The organism is Pseudarthrobacter sp. NPDC080039, from assembly GCF_040702335.1.
GTDB classification, from domain to species: Bacteria; Actinomycetota; Actinomycetes; order Actinomycetales; family Micrococcaceae; genus Arthrobacter; species Arthrobacter enclensis_A.
Genome location: NZ_JBFBKY010000003.1, coordinates 1 through 20,126 on the forward strand (window position 1 = coordinate 1; position 20,126 = coordinate 20,126).

16 protein-coding genes and 2 pseudogenes are annotated in these 20,126 nt (G+C 64.2%); 4 read left to right on the top strand and 14 right to left on the bottom strand.

Annotation, left to right across the window (positions count from 1 at the left end; translation table 11 throughout):
• Positions 1-183 (top strand): annotated as a pseudogene (locus AB0313_RS03915) (UDP-glucose 4-epimerase GalE); the annotation flags it as partial.
• A gap of 114 nt (positions 184-297) precedes the next feature.
• On the opposite strand, the gene AB0313_RS03920 reads toward AB0313_RS03915, so the two are convergent.
• The 3 genes from AB0313_RS03920 to fdxA form a co-directional block, all read right to left on the bottom strand.
• A complete protein-coding gene (locus AB0313_RS03920; RefSeq protein WP_056334606.1) occupies positions 298-1,584 on the bottom strand; it encodes a citrate synthase in 1,287 nt (428 codons plus the stop codon).
• Positions 1,585-1,822: 238 nt separating this feature from the next.
• A complete protein-coding gene (gene dapC, locus AB0313_RS03925) occupies positions 1,823-2,974 on the bottom strand; it encodes a succinyldiaminopimelate transaminase (RefSeq protein ID WP_307306608.1) in 1,152 nt (383 codons plus the stop codon).
• Between the two features lie 14 nt (positions 2,975-2,988).
• Entirely contained in the window at positions 2,989-3,315 is a 327-nt protein-coding gene (gene fdxA / locus AB0313_RS03930; protein ID WP_013601705.1) for a ferredoxin, read from the bottom strand.
• 137 nt (positions 3,316-3,452) lie between these two features.
• Here fdxA and AB0313_RS03935 point away from each other — a divergent pair, with 137 nt between their 5' ends.
• Entirely contained in the window at positions 3,453-3,689 is a 237-nt protein-coding gene (locus AB0313_RS03935) for a hypothetical protein (RefSeq protein WP_141942435.1), read from the top strand.
• Between the two features lie 49 nt (positions 3,690-3,738).
• Here the strand turns inward: AB0313_RS03935 and AB0313_RS03940 are convergent, their stop codons facing one another.
• From AB0313_RS03940 to typA, 3 genes and pseudogenes are all read right to left on the bottom strand, one after another.
• The gene (locus AB0313_RS03940; protein ID WP_366304271.1) at positions 3,739-4,227 is read right to left on the bottom strand and encodes a hypothetical protein; all 489 of its coding nucleotides are present in this window, start codon (positions 4,225-4,227) and stop codon (positions 3,739-3,741) included.
• 183 nt (positions 4,228-4,410) lie between these two features.
• A pseudogene (locus tag AB0313_RS03945) lies at positions 4,411-4,548 on the bottom strand (hypothetical protein); the annotation flags it as partial.
• 205 nt (positions 4,549-4,753) lie between these two features.
• Positions 4,754-6,682, bottom strand: coding sequence for a translational GTPase TypA (typA, locus tag AB0313_RS03950; protein ID WP_141942438.1), 1,929 nt, complete (start codon positions 6,680-6,682; stop codon positions 4,754-4,756).
• A gap of 270 nt (positions 6,683-6,952) precedes the next feature.
• Between typA and AB0313_RS03955 the strand changes: the two genes are divergently transcribed.
• The gene (locus AB0313_RS03955) at positions 6,953-7,861 is read left to right on the top strand and encodes an SGNH/GDSL hydrolase family protein (RefSeq protein WP_366303777.1); all 909 of its coding nucleotides are present in this window, start codon (positions 6,953-6,955) and stop codon (positions 7,859-7,861) included.
• 90 nt (positions 7,862-7,951) lie between these two features.
• Here AB0313_RS03955 and AB0313_RS03960 read toward each other — a convergent pair whose 3' ends face one another.
• The 6 genes from AB0313_RS03960 to ychF all read right to left on the bottom strand — a co-directional run bounded on the left by AB0313_RS03960 (position 7,952) and on the right by ychF (position 16,743).
• Positions 7,952-9,658, bottom strand: coding sequence for an ABC transporter ATP-binding protein (locus AB0313_RS03960; RefSeq protein ID WP_141942439.1), 1,707 nt, complete (start codon positions 9,656-9,658; stop codon positions 7,952-7,954).
• A gap of 11 nt (positions 9,659-9,669) precedes the next feature.
• Positions 9,670-10,614, bottom strand: a complete 945-nt coding sequence (locus tag AB0313_RS03965) for an ABC transporter permease (RefSeq protein ID WP_141942441.1) — start codon at positions 10,612-10,614, stop codon at positions 9,670-9,672.
• Positions 10,604-11,533, bottom strand: a complete 930-nt coding sequence (locus AB0313_RS03970) for an ABC transporter permease (RefSeq protein WP_141942443.1) — start codon at positions 11,531-11,533, stop codon at positions 10,604-10,606. Before AB0313_RS03970 ends, AB0313_RS03965 begins: the two co-directional genes overlap by 11 nt.
• Positions 11,534-11,658: 125 nt before the next feature.
• Positions 11,659-13,347 carry an ABC transporter substrate-binding protein gene (locus tag AB0313_RS03975; protein ID WP_141942445.1) on the bottom strand — a complete coding sequence of 563 codons (1,689 nt, stop codon included), beginning with the start codon at positions 13,345-13,347 and terminating at the stop codon, positions 11,659-11,661.
• A 293-nt stretch (positions 13,348-13,640) separates the two neighbouring features.
• Positions 13,641-15,404, bottom strand: coding sequence for an ABC transporter family substrate-binding protein (locus AB0313_RS03980; RefSeq protein ID WP_366303780.1), 1,764 nt, complete (start codon positions 15,402-15,404; stop codon positions 13,641-13,643).
• Between the two features lie 253 nt (positions 15,405-15,657).
• On the bottom strand, positions 15,658-16,743 hold the full coding sequence (ychF, locus tag AB0313_RS03985; protein ID WP_366303782.1) for a redox-regulated ATPase YchF: 1,086 nt from the start codon (positions 16,741-16,743) through the stop codon (positions 15,658-15,660).
• Positions 16,744-16,833: 90 nt separating this feature from the next.
• Here ychF and AB0313_RS03990 point away from each other — a divergent pair, with 90 nt between their 5' ends.
• Complete coding sequence (locus tag AB0313_RS03990; RefSeq protein WP_141942450.1) at positions 16,834-18,063, top strand: DNA recombination protein RmuC; 1,230 nt, start codon at positions 16,834-16,836, stop codon at positions 18,061-18,063.
• 86 nt (positions 18,064-18,149) lie between these two features.
• Here AB0313_RS03990 and AB0313_RS03995 read toward each other — a convergent pair whose 3' ends face one another.
• Both AB0313_RS03995 and AB0313_RS04000 read right to left on the bottom strand, forming a co-directional pair.
• A complete protein-coding gene (locus tag AB0313_RS03995; protein ID WP_141942452.1) occupies positions 18,150-19,229 on the bottom strand; it encodes a 4-hydroxy-3-methylbut-2-enyl diphosphate reductase in 1,080 nt (359 codons plus the stop codon).
• Between the two features lie 9 nt (positions 19,230-19,238).
• Entirely contained in the window at positions 19,239-20,090 is an 852-nt protein-coding gene (locus tag AB0313_RS04000) for a hypothetical protein (RefSeq protein WP_366303785.1), read from the bottom strand.
• Positions 20,091-20,126 lie beyond the last annotated feature (36 nt).

The window sequence follows — 20,126 nt, forward strand, 5'->3', positions numbered from 1 at the left end:
GCCGCAAGCAAGCCCATCCCCTACGAGATCACCGGCCGCCGCGCGGGCGACCTTCCAGCCTTCTGGGCCGACGCCACGTCCGCCCTCGCGGACCTGAGCTGGTCCACTACCAAGACCGTGGACCAGATGTGCGAGGACCACTGGCGCTGGCAGAAGAACAATCCCCAGGGCTACGCCTCCTGACTTTGCTCCCCATCGATTGCAATCGATGATGTAGAGACGCAAGACGGCCGCCCACCTGTGGAAGGTGGGCGGCCGTCGTCGTAATTGCCGTTGCTGCCTCTGGCGGGCAGGGAATCAGCGAGCGGGGTAGTCGCGCTCCGGCTCGCCGATGTACAGCTGGCGCGGGCGGCCGATCTTGGTGTTCGGGTCGCTGATCATTTCGCGCCACTGGGCGATCCAGCCGGGCAGGCGGCCGATGGCGAACAGCACCGTGAACATCTTCTCGGGGAAGCCCATGGCCTTGTAGATCAGGCCGGTGTAGAAGTCCACGTTCGGGTAGAGCTTGCGCTGGATGAAGTAGTCGTCGCTGAGCGCTTTCTCTTCCAGGCGCATGGCGATGTCAAGCAGTTCGTCGTTGCCGCCGAGCTTGCTGAGGATCTCGTGGGCCGTTGCCTTGACGATCTTGGCACGCGGGTCGTAGTTCTTGTAGACGCGGTGCCCGAAGCCCATGAGGCGGACGCCGTCTTCCTTGTTCTTGACCTTCTCCATGTAGTCCTCGGGCTTGAGGCCCTCGGCCTGGATCTGGCGGAGCATCTTCAGGACAGCCTCGTTGGCGCCACCGTGGGCGGGACCGAAGAGGGCGTTGATTCCCGCGGAGACGGAGGCGAACAGGTTGGCGTTGGAGGAGCCCACCAGGCGAACCGTGGACGTGGAGCAGTTCTGCTCGTGGTCGGCGTGCAGGATCAGGAGCAGGTCCAGTGCCTTGACGATCACAGGGTCCAGCTCATACTGCTCGGCGGGCAGGCCGAAGCTTAGGCGCAGGAAGTTCTCCACCAGGTTCATGGAGTTGTCCGGGTACAGCATGGGCTGGCCGATGGACTTCTTGTGCGCGTAGGCGGCGATGACAGGCAGCTTTGCCATGAGGCGGATGGTGGAAACCTCCACCTGCTCGGCGTTGAACGGGTCCAGCGAGTCCTGGTAGAACGTGGACAGCGCGGACACTGCGGAGGACAGCACCGGCATGGGGTGCGCGTCGCGCGGGAAGCCGCCAAAGAAGCCCTTGAGCTCCTCGTGCAGCAGGGTGTGGCGCCGGATCTTCTGGTCGAACTCGTCCAGTTCCGTGGGAGTGGGCAGGTTCCCGTAGATCAGCAGGTAGGACACCTCGAGGAAGCTCGAGTGCTGCGCCAGCTGCTCGATGGGGTATCCGCGGTAACGCAGGATGCCGGCATCGCCGTCGATGTAGGTGATGGCGGAGGTGGTTGCTGCGGTGTTCATGAAGCCGGGGTCGAACGTGACGGCGCCGGTCTGCTTCAGCAGCTTGGAGACGTCGTAACCTTCGTTCCCTTCAACAACCTGGATGCGCGGGAGCTTCAGCTCGCCACCTGCGTGGAGCAGGGTCGCAGCATTGTTGGTCTCAGTCATGGAGTCCCCTTCATGAGGCGTCTTTGGCCTCTGTCGAAAGCTTGATCCAATATCAGGTGAGCCGTGCACTGTGCCTGAGAAGACAGGTTCCAACACCCGGGCTGCCTTCTTGTAGAAAGCCACCATTGATCGTCACTTAAAAAGTACCGCTCCTTGGCGGGTGTCACTAATCCGCAGCCTTCCCCGACGGCCTAAAATGCGCCGGATGTGGGGCGAGTCACACGAATGTTACGTACCCCTAGGAGCCGGATGCGCCCAACCGCTGCACGGCTGCATCGATCCGCTCGTCGGATCCGGTCAAGGCCACGCGGATATAGCCGTTGCCCGCCTCGCCGTAAAAGACGCCCGGTCCCACCACGATGCCGCGGTCCGCCAGGCGCGCCACGGTGTCCCAGGTGCCTTCCCCTGCCGTCGACCACAGGTACAGCCCGGCGTCGGATTCCTTGATCTCCAGGCCGAAGTCCAGCAGCGCGGGTACCAGCCGTTCACGCCGCCCCCGGTACAGGTCCTTCTGCGCCTCAACGTGCGTGTCATCGCCCAGCGCCACCCGCATGGCCTCCTGGATCGGGTACGGAACAATCATGCCCGCATGTTTGCGGCTGTTGACCAGGTTGGGCATCAGGTCCGGATCACCTGCCACGAACGCTGCGCGGTAGCCGGCCAGGTTGGACTGTTTGCTCAGCGAGTATACGGACAGCAGGCCGTGGTGGGATCCGCCGGCCACCCGGGGATCGAGGATGCTGGGGACGCGCTGGCCGCCGCGCTGGACGTCCCAGCTGCCCCAGCCGAGTTCCGCATAGCATTCGTCGGAGGCAACGACGGCACCGAGTTCGCGCGCCTGGTCGACCAGGGCCTTCAGGGAGTCAACGTCCCGGACGCTGCCGGTGGGGTTGCCCGGCGAGTTCACCCAAATAAGCCGTACGCGTGAACGGGTGGCATCGTCCAGCTCGTCCAGGTTGTCAGTGGCCACGGAGGTGACCCCGGCGAAGGTCGCGCCAATGTCGTAGGTGGGGTAGGCCACCCTGGGGCGGACGACGACGTCTCCGGGCTTGAGGCCCAGCAGCAGCGGCAGCCAGGCGACGAGCTCCTTTGAACCCACCGTGGGCATGATGTTGCGGGGGTCCAGCCCGGACACTCCACGACGGCGCTCAAACCAGCCGGCGATGGCCTCACGAAGCGCAGGGGTGCCATGGACCGTCGGATAGCCGGGCGCGTTCGCAGCCGCCTTCAAGGCATCCTGGACCAGCTGCGGGGTGGGATCCACGGGCGTGCCGATGGAAAGATTGACGGCTCCCCCGGGATGCTCCGAGGCCTTGGCCACGTATGGTGCCATGGCCTCCCACGGGTAGTCGGGCAGGTTGAGGCCAAACGAGTTCACGGCTGCGGTCATTGTGTCCGACCGCGTCAGTGGTCTTGGTTCTGCGGCGGCAGGGCGGCGATCATCGGGTGGTCCTTGCCCGTGTTGCCGATCTTGGCCGCGCCGCCCGGGGAACCCAGGTCATCGAAGAACTCGACGTTGGCTTTGTAGTAGTCGGCCCATTCCTCGGGGGTGTCATCCTCGTAGTAGATGGCCTCCACCGGGCACACCGGCTCGCATGCGCCACAGTCCACGCACTCGTCCGGATGGATGTACAGCGAACGCTCGCCTTCATAGATGCAGTCGACCGGGCATTCTTCAATGCATGCCTTGTCCTTGACATCCACACACGGCTGCGCGATTACGTACGTCACGTCCCTGGCCTCTCCACGTTGGGGTTCCGGCATCCCGCCGGCTCTTGCGTCCGGCAGCACGGCCGGAGTCTGACATCTGAGCTTATTATCCCCCAGGCCGTTCCCGCGAACCTAGCCGGGGCCCCTAGTATGAACTGGTGAGTCAGCAAGTACCTGCCCCTGCCCGCTTCCTTGCCGCGGCCGAGTCCGGCACGCGTGTTGTGGTTCGCTACCGCATCGAGGGGGGCTTCACGGACGCGCTGGGCCACCTGCTGGCCTGTGACGCCGGTTCCTGTACCGTCCGCACCCGGCAGGCCGACGTCGTCATTCCACTGGAACGCGTGGTGGCGGCAAAGGAAGTCCCGCCCGCTCCCCCGCGGCGCCCCGCGCGCTGAGGGCCCGTCTCGGCGCGCCGCGACTGCCCGGGCGCAATGACCCACAGCTTCACCGCGCCGCCCCGTACACGGCAAGCGCCCTACGAACCATGCCAACGAACTCCGCAGGTTCACGAACAAGCATCTCGAACGTCACCCGGAGAGTTGGGACACCCCTCATGACGGTGACGTTCCAACGCCGCCTGTCTTCCCGATAGGCCTCCCGGCTGCTGTGGTGGGCATAGCCGTCAGCCTCAATGCCCAGCACACCGTCGACAAAAAGATCCAGATGGCCCATTCCAGGAATGTTAACCTGCAGCTCGACCGTAAGCCCCGCTTCCTCCAGGAGATACCGGGCGATGGTTTCGATTATGGAACCGGATTGGGGCCGAATTCTGCCAATCAGGTTCAGCATCGCCTTCTCACGGGCCGCCGGAAACCGTGCCCGCAACGCCGCGAGTTGGACTTGGCCCTTTTTAACGGCGGACTCCGCGATAGTCAGCCCTTCAAGAGGGGACAGACAGCGGAGGGACTGACAGACGATGTCCACAGGAGTCATTGGAAGGTTGCTCCGATGTACCACACAGCCGGGGATCTGCCTGCCATGGCGGGCGGCCAGATGCGGCCTCTCCGGAGCCTTCACCACCCACAGTCCGGAGGCCAGAGCGGCCGTGACGCAACCGGGCGCGGCGTGATGGCGGGCCGCGTGGATAAGCACGGGATCAGCGTCCGGCAACGCATAGACGCCCCGCGCAACCCTTTGGACGGACCCCTCCGACAGTCCGGATTCCAGCCTTCGGCGCGAGACACCTGCCAATAACAGTGTGCGGGTGCCGGCAACGCCACCCAGGGCCACCAGTGCTTCAGAAACAGTTCGCATGTCTGCATGCTTCCCGTTGCGGGAGGTATGCGCAGGTGTTCGAAACGGCTATGTGGAGAACGGCGCCGGACACCGGAGCGGCTCCTCAGTGCGCACGTGCCGCCCCTGCGCAACGAGGCGAAAGGTGGCTGCGCCGCGCGGAACTTAAAACAGAATGCCACCGGTACAGGACCGGTGGCATTCTTGGTTACAGCTAGAACCCTGGTTACGCCTTGGCGCGGGCGCGGCTGGCCTTGGCGCGCTCATTGGTGTCCAGGATGACCTTGCGGATGCGGATTGCTTCCGGGGTCACCTCAACGCACTCGTCCTCGCGGGCGAATTCCAGCGACTCTTCGAGGGTGAGCTCCCGCGGCGGGGTCAGGTTCTCGAAGCTGTCGGAGGAAGCGGCACGCATGTTGGTGAGCTTCTTTTCCTTGGTGATGTTGACGTCCATGTCGTCGGCGCGGGAGTTCTCGCCCACGATCATGCCTTCGTAGACCTCAGAGGTGGGCTTCACGAAGAAGGAGCCACGTTCCTGCAGGTTGATCATGGCGAAGGGGGTGACCACGCCGGCGCGGTCGGCAACCATGGAGCCGTTGGTGCGGTACTCGATGGGTCCTGCCCACGGCTCGTAGCCTTCGGAGATGGACGCTGCGATGCCTGCGCCGCGGGTGTCGGTGAGGAACCGGGTGCGGAAGCCGATCAGGCCACGGGCAGGGACGATGAACTCCATGCGGCACCAGCCGGTGCCGTGGTTGGCCATGTTGGTCATCCGGCCCTTGCGGGCGGCCATGAGCTGCGTGACGGCGCCCAGGTATTCCTCGGGCACGTCGATGGTCATGTGCTCCATCGGCTCGTGGATCTTGCCATCGATGGTCTTGGTAACAACCTGCGGCTTGCCCACGGTCAGTTCGAAGCCTTCGCGGCGCATCTGCTCCACGAGGATGGCAAGCGCCAGCTCGCCACGCCCCTGGACTTCCCAGGCGTCGGGACGCTCGGTGGGAAGCACCTTGATGGAGACGTTACCGATCAGTTCCTTGTCCAGACGGTCCTTCACCTGGCGGGCGGTGACCTTGGCGCCCTTGACCTTGCCGGCCAGCGGGGAGGTGTTGATACCGATGGTCATCGAGATTGCGGGGTCGTCCACGGTGATCAGCGGCAGCGGCTGCGGGTTCTCGACATCGGTCAGGGTCTCACCGATGGTGATGTCCTCGATACCGGCGACGGCGACGATCTCGCCGGGGCCGGCGGAATCAGCCGGAACGCGCTCCAGTGCCTTGGTGGCGAGGAGCTCGGTGATCTTAACGGTCTTCAGCTCACCGTTGTGGCGGGCCCAGGCAACCTGCTGGCCCTTGCGGAGGGTGCCGTTGTAGATGCGCAGCAGGGCGAGGCGGCCCAGGAACGGGGAAGCGTCCAGGTTGGTGACGTGTGCCTGCAGGACACCCTCGGGGTTGTACGTGGGAGCCGGGATGTGCTCAATGATGGTCTTGAACAGGGGCTCAAGGTCCTCGTTGTCCGGAGCGGAGCCGTTGGCCGGCTGCTCCAGGGATGCGCGGCCAACCTTGGCGGCGGCGTAGACAACGGGAACTTCCAGCACCTTGTCCAGGTCCAGGTCCGGAACCTCGTCGGCAAGGTCGGAGGCCAGGCCCAGGAGCAGGTCCATTGACTCGTGCACCACTTCGTCGATGCGGGCGTCGGGGCGGTCCGTCTTGTTGACCAGCAGGATCACGGGAAGGTGCGCGGCAAGGGCCTTGCGCAGGACGAAGCGGGTCTGGGGCAGCGGGCCCTCGGAGGAGTCGACGAGAAGCACAACGCCGTCCACCATGGAGAGGCCGCGTTCCACCTCGCCACCGAAGTCGGCGTGGCCGGGGGTGTCGATGACGTTGATGGTGATGGTCTCGCCGTTTGAGGACGGACCATTGTAGGCCACGGTGGTGTTCTTGGCCAGGATGGTGATGCCCTTTTCGCGCTCCAGGTCGCCGGAGTCCATTACCCGGTCCTCGACGTGGTTGTGCTCGGCAAAGGAGTTGGTCTGCTTGAGCATGGCGTCGACCAGGGTGGTCTTGCCGTGGTCAACGTGGGCCACAATCGCGACGTTGCGCAGGTCACTGCGCGATGCAGTGGCTACCGCGGTGTTGGTGGTGGTTTCAGACATGCGTAATGGCTCGATTCAGTGGAGTCAGCTGTTGTATCGCGACATTTCCAACTGGAACGCACGACGGACAAGGCCCTTGGCACAGGGCGCCTACCTCTATTCTAGCCGCTGAGCCATTTATTGGCCTAAATTCCGGCGACCCCGGAGACTGCCGGAGCCTTCGCATTCGCTCATCACCGGTCCGAGGTGTGACTAAGTTCACTCTTACTTCCCCTGCCGTGGCATGATGGCCCTGACAGGCGCACACCTTTGAGCATGCCGGAGACAACGATGCCCCCTGCCAAGGTCAGCACCCCGCGGGGCGCCACCCATGCCACCATGCTTGTGGTGTCCGGTGTACTGGCGTTCACGGGCGTCCTTGGGCTCGCCGGCTATGCAGATTCAGGCGCCCCTTCAGGAAACGCGGCACCCTTTGCCGTTACCGGGCAGGCAGGGGCCGGGGTGGGGGCAGCGGGCCAAGCAGGCCTGGGGGCACAGACGGCTGTGGCTGCGACGTCCCACATGCGCAATCCCGGGAACGGACGGCTTGAGGCGGTAGTGCCGGACATCAGCAGGACGGTGCTGCTCATCGGGGATTCCCAGGCGGAACCTGTGGACGGGTGGCCGCGCCTGGGCCTCGCTGCGGCAGGCTACAACGTGTACTTCTGCGGACGGGGCGGTACAGGCTATGTGGCGGCCAACGGTGCCACCGGCAACTACATTGATGCCCTGCAGCGCGGGGACTGGCAGCTTCCGTCCGGCACCCCGGCACTGGTCGTCATCGAGGGCGGCGGGAACGATGCCGGTTCCGGCGCAAGCAACGCCCAGATAGCCGGCAACGCCGGGCGCCTGATCGCCGAGCTGCGTGCACGCTATCCCGGTACGCGGATAGCGATGATCGGCACCCTGGCGCGTGGCGAGCCCGACGGCGGCGCGCGGCGCAGCGAGGTGGACGCCCTGTTGGGTACCGTGGCGTCTGCGAATGGACTGGCCTTTGTCTCCGTGGGCGACTGGCTCACCAGATACGGACTGGCAAAGGACCTTGCAGATGCCGTCCACATGAATACTGAAGGCCGGAGAGCGCTCGGCGGCATCCTGGAACGCAGGCTTCGGGAACTCGGGCTGGACCGGAAGCCTGCGGCCGCTGAACAGGCGCCGCTCGCAGCGGTGCCGGGCGGCAGCAGCGCGTTCCAGGACTGAGGCCACGGTCGGCTTGCACTTCCAGCCGGCTTAAACGGCTGGAGCCGGGACCCGAAGGTCCCGGCCCCACCCGCGCACAGGAAGTTCCCGCTATGCGACTTCCGGCGGAAGCATCAGCTTCGCGCCGGGGATCGCGTTGAGCAAGGCGTTGGTGTATTCCTGCTGGGGCGACTCAAAGACCTCATCCGTGGATCCCGTCTCCACCAGGCGGCCCTTCTCCATCACGCACACGTGGTCGGCGATCTGCCGCACCACGGCAAGGTCGTGGGTGATGAACAGGTACGTCAGGCCGAGGTTGGCCTGCAGGTCGGCGAGCAGGTTCAGCACCTGCGCCTGAACCAGGACATCCAGCGCGGAAACAGCCTCGTCGCAGATGATGACCTCGGGATCGAGCGCCAGCGCACGGGCAATGGCCACACGCTGCCGCTGTCCGCCGGAGAGCTCGTTCGGGTACCGCTGCATGGCCGACTGGGGCAGGGCCACCTGGTCCAGCAGTGTGCGTACCTTCTTCTCCCGGCTGGCCTGGTCCCCGATCTTGTGGACGCGCAGAGGTTCTTCGATCGTGCGGAAGATGTTGTACATCGGATCGAGGGAACCGTACGGGTCCTGGAAGATCGGCTGGACGCGCCTGCGGAACTTGAACAACTCGGCAGGCTTCAGGGCAGAGGTGTCGACGCCGTCGAACAGGATCCTGCCTTCTGTCGGCTTCTCCAGCTGGAGCACCATCTTGGCCACCGTGGACTTGCCGGACCCCGACTCCCCCACGATCGCCGTCGTGGTTCCCCGCCGCACGTCGAAACTGACGCCGTCGACCGCCGCGAAGTCGGTGGCCTTGCCCAGCCCCTGGCGGAGCTTGTACACCTTGCGAAGGTCCTGGATCTGCAGGAAGGCGTCCGACTTGGCCGTCTCGGCAGCCGGTGCCAGCAGGTCCGTGGTCTCCACGCCCTGCTCCTTGGCCACCTGGATGCGGCGGCTGGCCAGGGACGGTGCGGACTCCACGAGCCGCTTGGTGTACGGGTGCTGCGGATTCCGGAGCAGTTCCAGGGACGGTCCCGCCTCCACCACGCGGCCCTGGTACATGACCACCACTTTGTCTGCACGCTCGGCTGCCAGGCCCAGGTCATGGGTGATCAGCAGGACCGAGGTGCCCAACTCGTTGGTCATGGTCTCCAGGTGGTCCAGGATCTGCCGCTGGACCGTGACGTCGAGGGCCGACGTCGGCTCGTCCGCAATCAGCAGGCGCGGCTGGCAGGAGAGGCCGATGGCGATCAGGGCGCGCTGGCGCATGCCGCCGGAGAACTCATGCGGGTACTGGTTGGCCCGGCGCTTGGCGTCCGGGAGTCCCGCCTGGGAAAGCACCTTGGCGATGTCGTCCGGACCGCTGGGCCGGCCGTTGGCACGCAGTGTTTCCCGTACCTGGTAGCCGATCTTCCACACGGGGTTCAGGTTGGACATGGGGTCCTGCGGAACCATTCCAATCGTGTTTCCGCGCAGTTCGATCATGCGCTGCTCGGTGGCGTGGGCGATGTCCTCGCCGTCGAGCAGTATCTGGCCGCCGGACACCCTTCCGTTGTTGGGCAGGAGGCCGATTGCGGCCAGGGCCGTGGTGGATTTGCCGGAGCCCGACTCCCCCACGATGGCCACCGTCTCACCCGGCATGATGGTCAGGTGCGCATTCCTTACGGCCTGGACCTCACCGCCGCCGGTCTTGAAGGTGATGGCGAGGTCTCGGATTTCGAGCAGCGGCCTGACGCCGGTGGTGTCGGCCTCATCGATGCGGACGTCTGGAGTTGTCATCTCTTTATCTCTCATCGCTGACGGCTCTTCGGGTCAAGGGCGTCGCGTACTGCGTCGCCCAGCATGATGAAGCTCAGCACCGTGATGGACAGTGCCGCGGCCGGGTAGAGCATGATTTCCGGGCGGGTCCTGATCGATGCCTGGGCGCCCGCGATGTCGTTGCCCCAGGACATGATGCTCTGCGGCAGGCCGATGCCCAGGAAGGACAGGGTGGCTTCGGCCACGATGAACACGCCAAGTTCCAGTGTTGCCAGAACGATGATGGGTGCCAGGGCGTTGGGCAGCACGTGGCGGACCAGTGCGCCGAACTTGGAGACACCCAGCGCGCGGGCTGCCGTGACAAAGTCCGCGTTGCGTACTTCGATGACTGCGCCGCGGGTGATGCGGGCCATTTGCGGCCATGCCAGGAGCGAGATGACGAACACCACGGTCCAGACGCTTTTGTTTTCCCGGAACAGCGGCAGCTGGGTGATCACCAGCGCGCCAAGGACGAGCGGCAGTGCGAAGAAGATGTCACCCAGGCGTGCGAGCACGGCGTCGATCCAGCCACCGTAGTACCCGGCGAGGGCGCCGAGGGTCACACCGATAACCAGGACGCAGAGGACGGAGAGCAGGCCCACGGAAAGCGAGGCCTGTGTGCCGTGGATGACCCGGGAGTAAACGTCGCAGCCCTGGAAGGTAAATCCGAACGGGTGCCCGGCAGTGGGCGCGCCTTCCGAGTTGGAAAGCTCGCATCCTTCGTTTGGCGGGGTGGACGTGAACAGGCCCGGGAACAGCGCAATCACGATCAGGGCCAGGATCAACAGTGCCGAGATGATGAACAGCGGACGACGGCGGAGCTTGCGCCACGCGTCTGCCCACAGGCTGAGCGGGGCCTGGTCAGTCTTGACGGCGTCCGTTGCCTGCAGCGGTGTCTCTTCAATGGGGGCCACGAAGTGGCTGTTGTTACTGGTCATAGCGGATCCTCGGGTCAAGCCAGGCGTACAGGAGATCGACAAGAAGGTTGGCCACCACGAACACCAGTACCAGGACGCTGACGATGGAAACGATGGTGGGGCCTTCACTGCGGAGGACTGCCTGGTAGAGCTTGTTGCCGACGCCGGGAACGTTGAAGATGCCTTCGGTGACAATGGCGCCGCCCATCAGGCCGCCCAAGTTGGCGCCCAGGTAGGTGACAACGGGGATCAGCGAGTTGCGCAGGATGTGGGCCATGACGACGCGGGGCCGGGACAGGCCTTTTGCGGTGGCGGTCCGAACGTAGTCGGCGTTCATGTTTTCACTGACTGACGCGCGGGTCAGGCGGAGAACATAGGCGAAGGAGACGAGTCCGAGGACTACAGCCGGCAGCAGCAGCGTGACCCAGTTGGCGTTTGCGCCAACGGTGGGTTTGGCCCAGCCCAGCTGCACGCCGAAGACGAGCTGGAAAACGAAGCCCAGGACGAAGGTGGGAATTGCGATGACCACCAGTGAGGCCACCAGGACCGTGGAATCGAACCATCCGCCCCTGCGCAGGCCGGCGAAGACTCCGAAGGCAACGCCGAAGATGGCCTGGATGGCAAGGGCCTCGATGGCGAGCATCGCTGTCACGGGGAAGACCCGTGCAAGGCTGGCGGCAATGGGCTGGCCGGTGAAGTCGTTGCCGAGGTTGAAGGTGAAGAGGTTCTTGAGGAACAGTCCGTACTGGACCCAGAAGGGCTGGTCCAGGTGGTACTGGCTGCGGAGGGTGTCGATAACTGCCTGCGGGGGCTGGCGGTCACCGAAGAGTGCAGCGATGGGGTCGCCCGGCAGGGCGAACACCATGTAGTAGACCAAAAGGGTTGTGCCGAGGAATACAGGGATCACCTGGAGGAGTCGGCGCAGGATGAACCGGATCACAGGATCACCTGCCTTCCGGTAAAGGGAAAAACGGGTTCATGAATGCCTTCCTGCCATGTGCAAGCCAATGGGGGCCCGGACGCAACCGGAACCCCCATCAGCCATACGGCAAGTTAGATCTGTGACTACTTTGCGGTGATGCCGTAGTAGAGGATTTCACCGTTCCAGCCGGTCTCGGCCTTCACGACGTTGTTGCTCCACACGATCGCGCGTGCCTGGTCCCAAAGCGGCAGCCCGGGCAGGTCCTGGAACAGGATTTCCTGTGCCTGGTTGAACTTGGCGTTGGCCTCGTCGGTGCTCTTGGCGGCCAGGCCCTCCTTGAGCAGCTTGTCGAACTCCGGGTTCGAGTACTTCTCGTAGTTGGAGGAAGCTCCGGTGGCCCATACCGGTCCAAGGAAGTTATAGAGCGACGGGTAGTCACCCTGCCAGCCGGCGCGGGTCAGACCGGGAAGCTGCTGGGACTTGCGCAGGTTCAGGACTTCGGCAAACTTGGCGAAGGGCTGGATCTCAGCCTGGATCCCGAGGTTGTTCTTGAAGCCGTTGGCTACGGCGTCGATCCATTCCTTGTTGCCACCGTCGGTGTTGGAAGCAATCTGGAGCGGCTTGGAATCGTCGTACGGCTGGATCTTGTTGGCCTGGGCCCAAAGGTCCTTGGCCTTCGCGGGATCGAAGTTCAGCACTTCGCTGCCCTTGATGCCTTCCTTGAAGCCGTCGATGACCGGCGGGGCAAAGGCCTTGGCCGGGGTGCGGGTACCGTTGAAGACCACCTTTGCGATTTCCTCGCGGTTGATGGCGTAGGACAGGGCCTGGCGGCGCAGTTTGCCGGCTTCACCCTGGAAGTTCGGGTTGTAGCCCGGGATGTTCAGGGTGGAATCGGTGGCGACAGGCTTGGTGGCGTTCCGGCCCGGGAAGTCGTTGACGTAGGTCTTCAACGCGTTGGACGGCAGGACATCCGAGACGTCCAGGTTGTCCGACTGCAGGTCGGTGTATGCGGGGCCCGGATCAGTGTAGAACTTGAAGGTCACGCCGCCGTTCTTGGCCTCGCGAGTGCCCTTGTAGTCAGCGTTCTTTACCAGGGTGATGGACTGGTCGTGGACCCAGGAACCCTGCTTTTCGAACTTGTAGGGACCATTGCCCACGGGGTTTTCACCGTAGGTCTTGGGGTCTGCCAGCGCAGCGGAAGGCAGCGGGTAGAAGGCGGAGTAGCCAAGGCGCAGGGACCAGTCGGCCTCAGGCTGGGCGAGCTTCACCGTGATGGTGGAGTCATCGGTTGCCTTCAGCCCGGACATGGTGTCTGCCTTGGGGGCAGGAGTGGTGGTGGTCTTGCCGTCAGCACCCTTGACCGAGTTCACAGCCGATACGTCGTCGTAACCGGCGATCGATTCGAAGAAGAACCCATTGTTCTGGAGGTTTTTGGAGTTCGCGGCGAAATTCCAGGAGTCAACAAAAGTCTTGGCCGTGATGGCTTCCCCGTTGGTGAACTTCTGGCCCTGCTTGACCTTGATGGTCCAGTTCTGGGCGTCGGAAGACTCGATGGAATCGGCCAGTGCATTCACTGCCTTGCCGTTGGCGTCGTAGCTGCGAAGACCTTCGAAAAGCAGGTTCACGACGCGGCCGCCGTAGACCTCGTTGGTGTTTGCCGGCAGCAGCGGGTTTTGTGGCTCGTTGCTGTAGGCGGTGATGACCTTATTCGGATCGCCGGCAGCATTGCTCGATCCGTCGGTGCTGCCGCCGCCGCCGGCGCCGCACCCGGTCAGGGCAAGCGCAGCGATTGCCACGATGCCCAGTGCTTTGGAAGTGCGCGTAAAACGCATTCCGCCTCCTATGAGTTGTGGGAGAGATGTAGGGGAATCTTGTGCTTCCCCGCAGGTTGGGCACAGCGCGAAACTGTGACGAAACCTACACAATACGAGTTAGCCTAACCGCACAAAGTCCAGATATTGGTACTCCGTTGCCAAACCGTGACCGGCGCAGTCAAATGCCCTGGCATGCGGTGGGTAGTTAGGCACGTCACATGCTACTCGTCAGTAAGCCGGACGGCGAATCGGAGGGCGGGAGGCTCCGCAAGGGTCAAAGGGCCCTAAAGGTGGCGGCCCCGGGGCGACCGCTAGGACAGCCGCCACTCCCAGACGTTCCACCACACACCCAGGGGGCCAGGGCTGGTTTTGATGCCGGCTACCCGCGAATTGAAGGCAGTTGTTCCCAGGGTTTGGTAGAGCGGGAGGCCGTAGGCGTCGTCCCAGATGTGCTTGTCGACTTCAGCCAGGAGTTCGTCCTGCTTGCCCAGGTCCGTGGTCACAGCAAGCTGTTCCATGAGTTTGTCCGCATCACCATCGGAATATCCCGTGAAGTTGCTCCCCGCGCCAGTACGGAAAATCTGCGGCACCCTGCTGACGCCGGTCTCTGTGCCGATCCATCCTGACAGTGCGGCGTCAAAGCCGCCCCGGCTCATCGCGCCAGCCCAGTCAGCGCTTCCCTGTCCACCGTCGACGACACGGATTCCTGCCAGTGCGGCCGAGTCGCGGATCAGGGAGAAAGCCTTGGCACGGTTGGGGTTGTCGCGGTTGTAGAGGATCCGGATGGTGGGGGTGGCTTTGCCCTTCAGGAGGCTTTTGGCGCCATCAATGTCCACCTTGTCGTAGTCCGATGAGCCGTTGTTCTTTACCGTGTCGTCGTACTTTGGCTGTCCGGGCAGAAACACGTGGGAGTCCAGCGGCTTGTTGTCGGGCGACTGGGTTCCCACGACTGCGTCCACGATTGCCTGCCGCGGAACCGTCTTGAGGAAGGCAACGCGGACGTCCTTGTCGCTGAAGGGTCCGGAGAAGTTGAGGTCCAAGTGGTCGTAGCCGGACTGTTTGTACCGTTGAACGGTGATGCCCTGGCCGGATAGCCCTGCGAGGAGACTGTCGGTGGCAGCCGAGGGCTGCGGAGAGATAATGTCCGCTTGGCCACTGCGCAGGGCATCGACCGCGGCGGGAACCGCGCCGGTGAACCTGACGTTGATCTCGTCCAGCCATGGTTCTGCGCCCCAGACGTAGTCGCGGTTCCGCACCAGTTTCATGGAGACTTCCGGGACGATGTCGCGCACGATGTAGGGACCGCTGGAGAGGTAAAGGGCAGGATCGTCGGGGACCGACTTGGTATCGAACCCGGTGTTCCAGAAGTCACTGACCTTTTTGAGCGCGGGGTTGGATGCCGGTTTGTCGGGGTTGCCCCGGGGCGTGTCCTTGAGCAGCTTGACCAGGTCCTGCTCGTCACTGAGTCCGCTCTTGGCGGCGACAACGTGGGCCGGCAGCCCGACGTCGAAGGCCACCTCCCAGTCTGCGTACGGCGCTGCGTACTCGATGGTGATGGAACGGCCGTCCGAGCCAAGTTCGGGAAACAGGGTACCGGCCAGGCCAGTGGTGTCAGAGGCGACAGAGAAGTAATTGGTGCCCTTGCCGGTGGCGGGATTGACGTCGTCGAAGTAGCCTGACCCGGCAGCCCAACTCAACAGGAGGTCGGCAGCACCGATGGGGGCACCGTCGGACCACTTGACGCCATCGTTGACCGTGTACTTCACCTTGAGCGGCTGGTCGGAGACCTTTTCGAAGTGCCCGAACTTGTCATTGCGGACTACCTTGGAGCTGTCGTCAAGGTAGAAGAAGCCCGAGTGGGTGATGGCGCCGATCTTCGAATTGATGTCAGTGTTGCCCTTCGCGCTCCACGGGTTGAACGAGGAAAAGGCGTTGACCTCAGCCACCGTCACGCTGCCGCCGCGTTTGGCTTCTCCCACCACCACGGACGGTGCGCTTCCGCCCGAGCAACCGGAGAGAACCAGGGCAGCCGCCACCGCCGCGGTGAGCAATTGCATCAGACGCCGGACCGGCATGCCGCCTCCTTGTGTTTTCCCTCTGCGGAGGGCAGTCGGGTCGCCGTGGTCGGGCCCTATTGACTCAGGATACTTGGTGCCGGTATTGCGTAGGCGAATCCGATCCCCCTCCGGACGGAAGGGGTGTTGTCCCCACCAGCCGGTCCCGGCCGGGTGCCTCAAACATTGCCGCAGCCCGTCGCGGGAGGCTTCACGGCCGGCGTGCAGGAGGTTCGTCCTGCCTCCCTGCATCGTCTGAAGCAGCCTTCTGGCATTAGACGTTGAAGCGGAACTCCACAACGTCGCCGTCGGCCATAACGTATTCCTTGCCTTCGATCCGGACCTTGCCGCGGGACTTGGCCTCAGCCATGGAACCGGCCTCAACCAGGTCGTCGAAGGAGACCACCTCGGCCTTGATGAACCCCCGCTGGAAATCCGAATGGATGACGCCGGCCGCCTGCGGTGCGGTGTCACCCTGCCGGATGGTCCAGGCGCGTGCTTCTTTCGGACCCGCCGTCAGGTAGGTCTGCAGCCCCAGCGTATGGAAGCCGACGCGGGCCAGCTGGTCCAGCCCGGACTCGTCCTGGCCGTTCATCTCGAGCATTTCGCGGGCTTCTTCCTCGTCCAGCTCCACGAGGTCGGCTTCCAGCTTGGCGTCAAGGAAGATGCAGTCGGCCGGTGCCACCATGGCCCGGAGTTCCTCCTGCTTCTCCGGGCTGCCGAGAATCCCCTCGTCGGCGTTGAACACGTAAATGAACGGCTTGGCGGTCAGCAGGCCCAGTTCCTTGAGGTGCTCCATCTCCAGCTTGTCGCTCTTGATGGAGGAATAGATGGTGTCGCCCCGCTCCAGTACCGCCTGCGCGGCCTTGATGGCGGCGAGCTCAGCGGCCTCCCGCTTCTTGATCTTCACTTCTTTTTCGATGCGCGGGATGGCTTTTTCGATCGTCTGTAGGTCAGCGAGGATCAGCTCGGTATTGATCGTTTCCATGTCCGAGCGCGGGTCCACCTTGCCGTCCACATGCACCACGTCCGGGTCGTCGAAAACCCGCACAACCTCGGCGATGGCTTCTGCCTCGCGGATGTTGGCCAGGAACTGGTTGCCCAGCCCCTCCCCCTCGGAGGCGCCCTTGACGATGCCGGCGATGTCGACGAAGGACACGGCGGCAGGCAGGACGCGCTGGGAGCCGAAGATTCCGGCCAGCTTCTGCAGCCTGGGGTCCGGCAGGTTCACCACGCCTACGTTGGGTTCGATGGTGGCGAACGGGTAGTTCGCTGCCAGGACCTGGTTGCGGGTGAGCGCGTTGAAGAGGGTTGATTTGCCGACGTTGGGCAGTCCGACGATGCCAATAGTAAGAGCCACGAGCATTGATTCTACCCGCCGGGGCGCCGGAGACCGTACCGGGGAATGTCACTGCCAGTGAATGTCAGAGGCCCGTGCAACAGTGAAGCCATGGATGCTTTTGCCTTGATTCTGGCCCTCTTGATGCTGCTGCTCGGCGCCTTTGCCGGCGCCGCTGCCACTTATTTCTCCCTGCGACGGAACTCCCATGCGTTGGAGGCAGACTTTGACCAGGTATCGTCCCGCCTGTCAGAGGTCACGGCACAGTTTGCGGCGGCCGACGCCGAGCGGCGGCTTTTGGCGGCACAGAACCGGGAACTGGGCGAGGCACGGACGCAGGACGGCAGCGTGCTGCGCGCCCTTGCTCCAGTGGCCGAGAAGCTGTCCGCGGTCCAGCAGCAGGTGGCACTGCTGGAGCGGGACCGGGTTGAGCAGTACGGCCAACTGGCCCAGCAACTGCAGGAGGCCAGGCTTTCCGATGAACAGCTCATCCGGTCCACGCATGCCCTGGAATCGGCGCTGCGTTCCAACAGCGCCAGGGGCCAGTGGGGCGAGGTGCAGCTTCGCCGGGTAGTGGAAGCTGCCGGCATGCTGCGCCACGTGGACTTCGTGGAACAGGTGCACAGCGCCGGCCATGACTCGGCAGTACGCCCGGACCTCGTGGTGCAGTTGCCGGGCGAAAAGCAGCTGGTGGTGGATGCCAAGGTACCGCTCTCGTCCTACCTCGAAGCGCAGGAACTGGGCGCGGTGGATCCTCGCGCGGGACAGCCGTCCGGATCAGAGTCGGCGGCCGACGGCCGGAACCGTCAAGCCCTCCTGGCCGCGCATGCCAAGGCCCTGCGGGCCCACGTCGACGCCCTGGGCACCAAGAAGTACTGGGACATCCCGGGGAACTCCCCGGAGTTGGTGGTCTGCTTTATTCCGGCAGAGTCCATCCTGGCAGCGGCCCTGACTGCTGACGCCGGCCTCCTGGACTACGCCTTGTCCCGGAACGTGGTCCTTGCCTCGCCAAGTACCCTGCTTGCGGTGCTGAAGTCCGTGGCGTTCACTTGGCGCCAGGATGTCCTGACCGACAACGCGCGCGAACTGTTCGAACTCGCACGGCAACTGTACGACCGCATGGGAACGCTGGGCGAGAACGTCAGCAAGCTGGGATCTTCCCTGAAAACGTCCGTGGACCGCTACAACGCCATGGTGGGCACACTTGAGGCCCGGGTCCTGCCCACAGCGCGGAAGCTTAATACGCTGGAGGAGTCAGGTCTGGCCACGCCCGCGCTTGTGGAGGTGACGCCCCGGGCAGTCGTGGCACCGGAGCTCCAGGGGGACGACGAAGCGGCCTAGCCAAAAGCCGCCCGAACATCAGACCGGAAGGGCCGGGCAGTTCGAAACTGCCCGGCCCTTCCGGTTTGGTATGTGCTGGCCTGGCCCTAGCTCCGGGGCCGGCGGCCGCCCAGGGCGCGGCTGACGTCACCGGCCTGCTTCAGGGTTGCGCGGAGCTCCTTCGGCAGCGAGAACAACAGGTCTTCCTCGGCAGTGACCACTTCCTCCACTGTGCCGTAGCCGTAGTCGGACAGCAGCCTGAGCACGTCCTGCACCAGAACCTCGGGAACCGAAGCCCCGGACGTCACGCCAACCGTGGCAACGCCTTCGAACCAGGTTTCGTCGACCTCGTTGGCGAAATCCACGCGGTAGGAGGCCTTGGCGCCATACTCGAGCGCCACCTCCACCAGCCGGACCGAGTTGGACGAATTCGCCGAGCCAACCACGATCACCAGGTCTGCTTTCGGTGCAATCTTCTTGATGGCTACCTGGCGGTTGGTGGTGGCGTAGCAAATGTCATCGCTGGGCGGGTCCTGCAGGGTCGGGAACCGCTCCTTGAGCAGCCTGACGGTTTCCATGGTCTCGTCCACGCTCAGCGTGGTCTGGGACAGCCAGATGACCTTTTCGGGGTCGCGGACTGTCACCTTGTCCACTTCGTGCGGACCGTTGATGATCTGGATGTGCTCCGGTGCTTCACCGGAGGTACCTTCCACTTCCTCATGTCCGTCGTGGCCGATCAGGAGGATGTCGAAGTCGTCCTTGGCGAAGCGGACGGCTTCCTTGTGCACCTTGGTCACCAGCGGACAGGTGGCATCGATGGTTCGCAGCCCGCGGTTCTCGGCTGATTCAACCACTGCGGGCGAGACGCCGTGGGCCGAGAAGATGACCAAGGCGCCTTCGGGCACTTCGTCTGTTTCATCAACGAAAATGGCGCCCTTTTCCTCCAGGGAGCTGACCACGTGCACGTTGTGGACAATCTGCTTGCGGACGTAGACGGGCGGACCGTAGTGTTCCAGCGCCTTCTCGACGGCGATCACGGCCCGGTCGACGCCGGCACAGTAGCCGCGGGGGGCAGCCAGCAGTACCTTCTTGGTGCCGTTTACGGGGGCTGCACCTGCCACTTCCTCGGGTGAGCGGCGCCTGCGCGGAATGGTGGGCATCGAAAGGGATACAGCCGGGGTGGTCATCCCTCCATGTTACCGGCTGGTCCGCGCCCGTTTCCGGGATGCGAACAAGGTCACAATGCCCGCTGCCGCCAGGGCGGCGCCGGCCGCGGCAGTAGTGGTGATCCACGTCTGGAAGTCTGCGCCTGCCGCGGCCAGGAATTCGTCGCGAAACATATTGGCCACTGCGTTGCCAGTGTCCGTGGCCTGCGCCCGGGCCGAGCCCAGTTGCAGTCCGATCCCCCACAGCCCGGCGAGCGCCAGTCCGCCAAAGCCGGCGGCCAGGAGCACGGTCCAGCGGCGGCGCGCCGCTACGAACGCCAGCAGGAATGCCACCACCGAACCGATGGCCAGGACGTAGCCCATGGGGGCATAGGTCGCCAGCCGCTCCGTCCACTCCCGCTGCGCCGGACGGCCAATATTGATGAGGGTCTGCTTGGGTGGGTCGAGGGGCAGCCTGGTTGCACGGGAAATCTCCTCGGAGCCGAGGGTAACCAAAGGGGCAACATCCAGGGTCAGTGAAGACGCGGAAGCGCCCGGCTGCGAGTCCTTTGCGGGATCAGCGAAACTGAGGCGGTGGCTTCTGCGCAGCGTCTCCTCCCAGGCCGCGGGATAGCCCGGCAGTCCGGTCATGGACTCTGCCGCCTTTTCAAGCATTGGCTGGACCAGGCCAGAAAGAAAGCCCGGAACTGATCCGGTGTCAATCGTTCCAACCGCCGCCGCAGCAAGCTTCCGCTGGAACTCCGAGTCCTTCCCGAGCGGAGCTGCAAGGCGGACAAAACCGTCCTCCTGGACAACGTTCCGGTCCACCCATATGGCCGGAACGGCTACAGCGGCCAGGAGGATGCCCAGCACGGTGGCGATGGCAGAGACAAAAGTTCGCACAGCAGGTCCTTCGGGGTTGGGGGCCTCCTACCATCC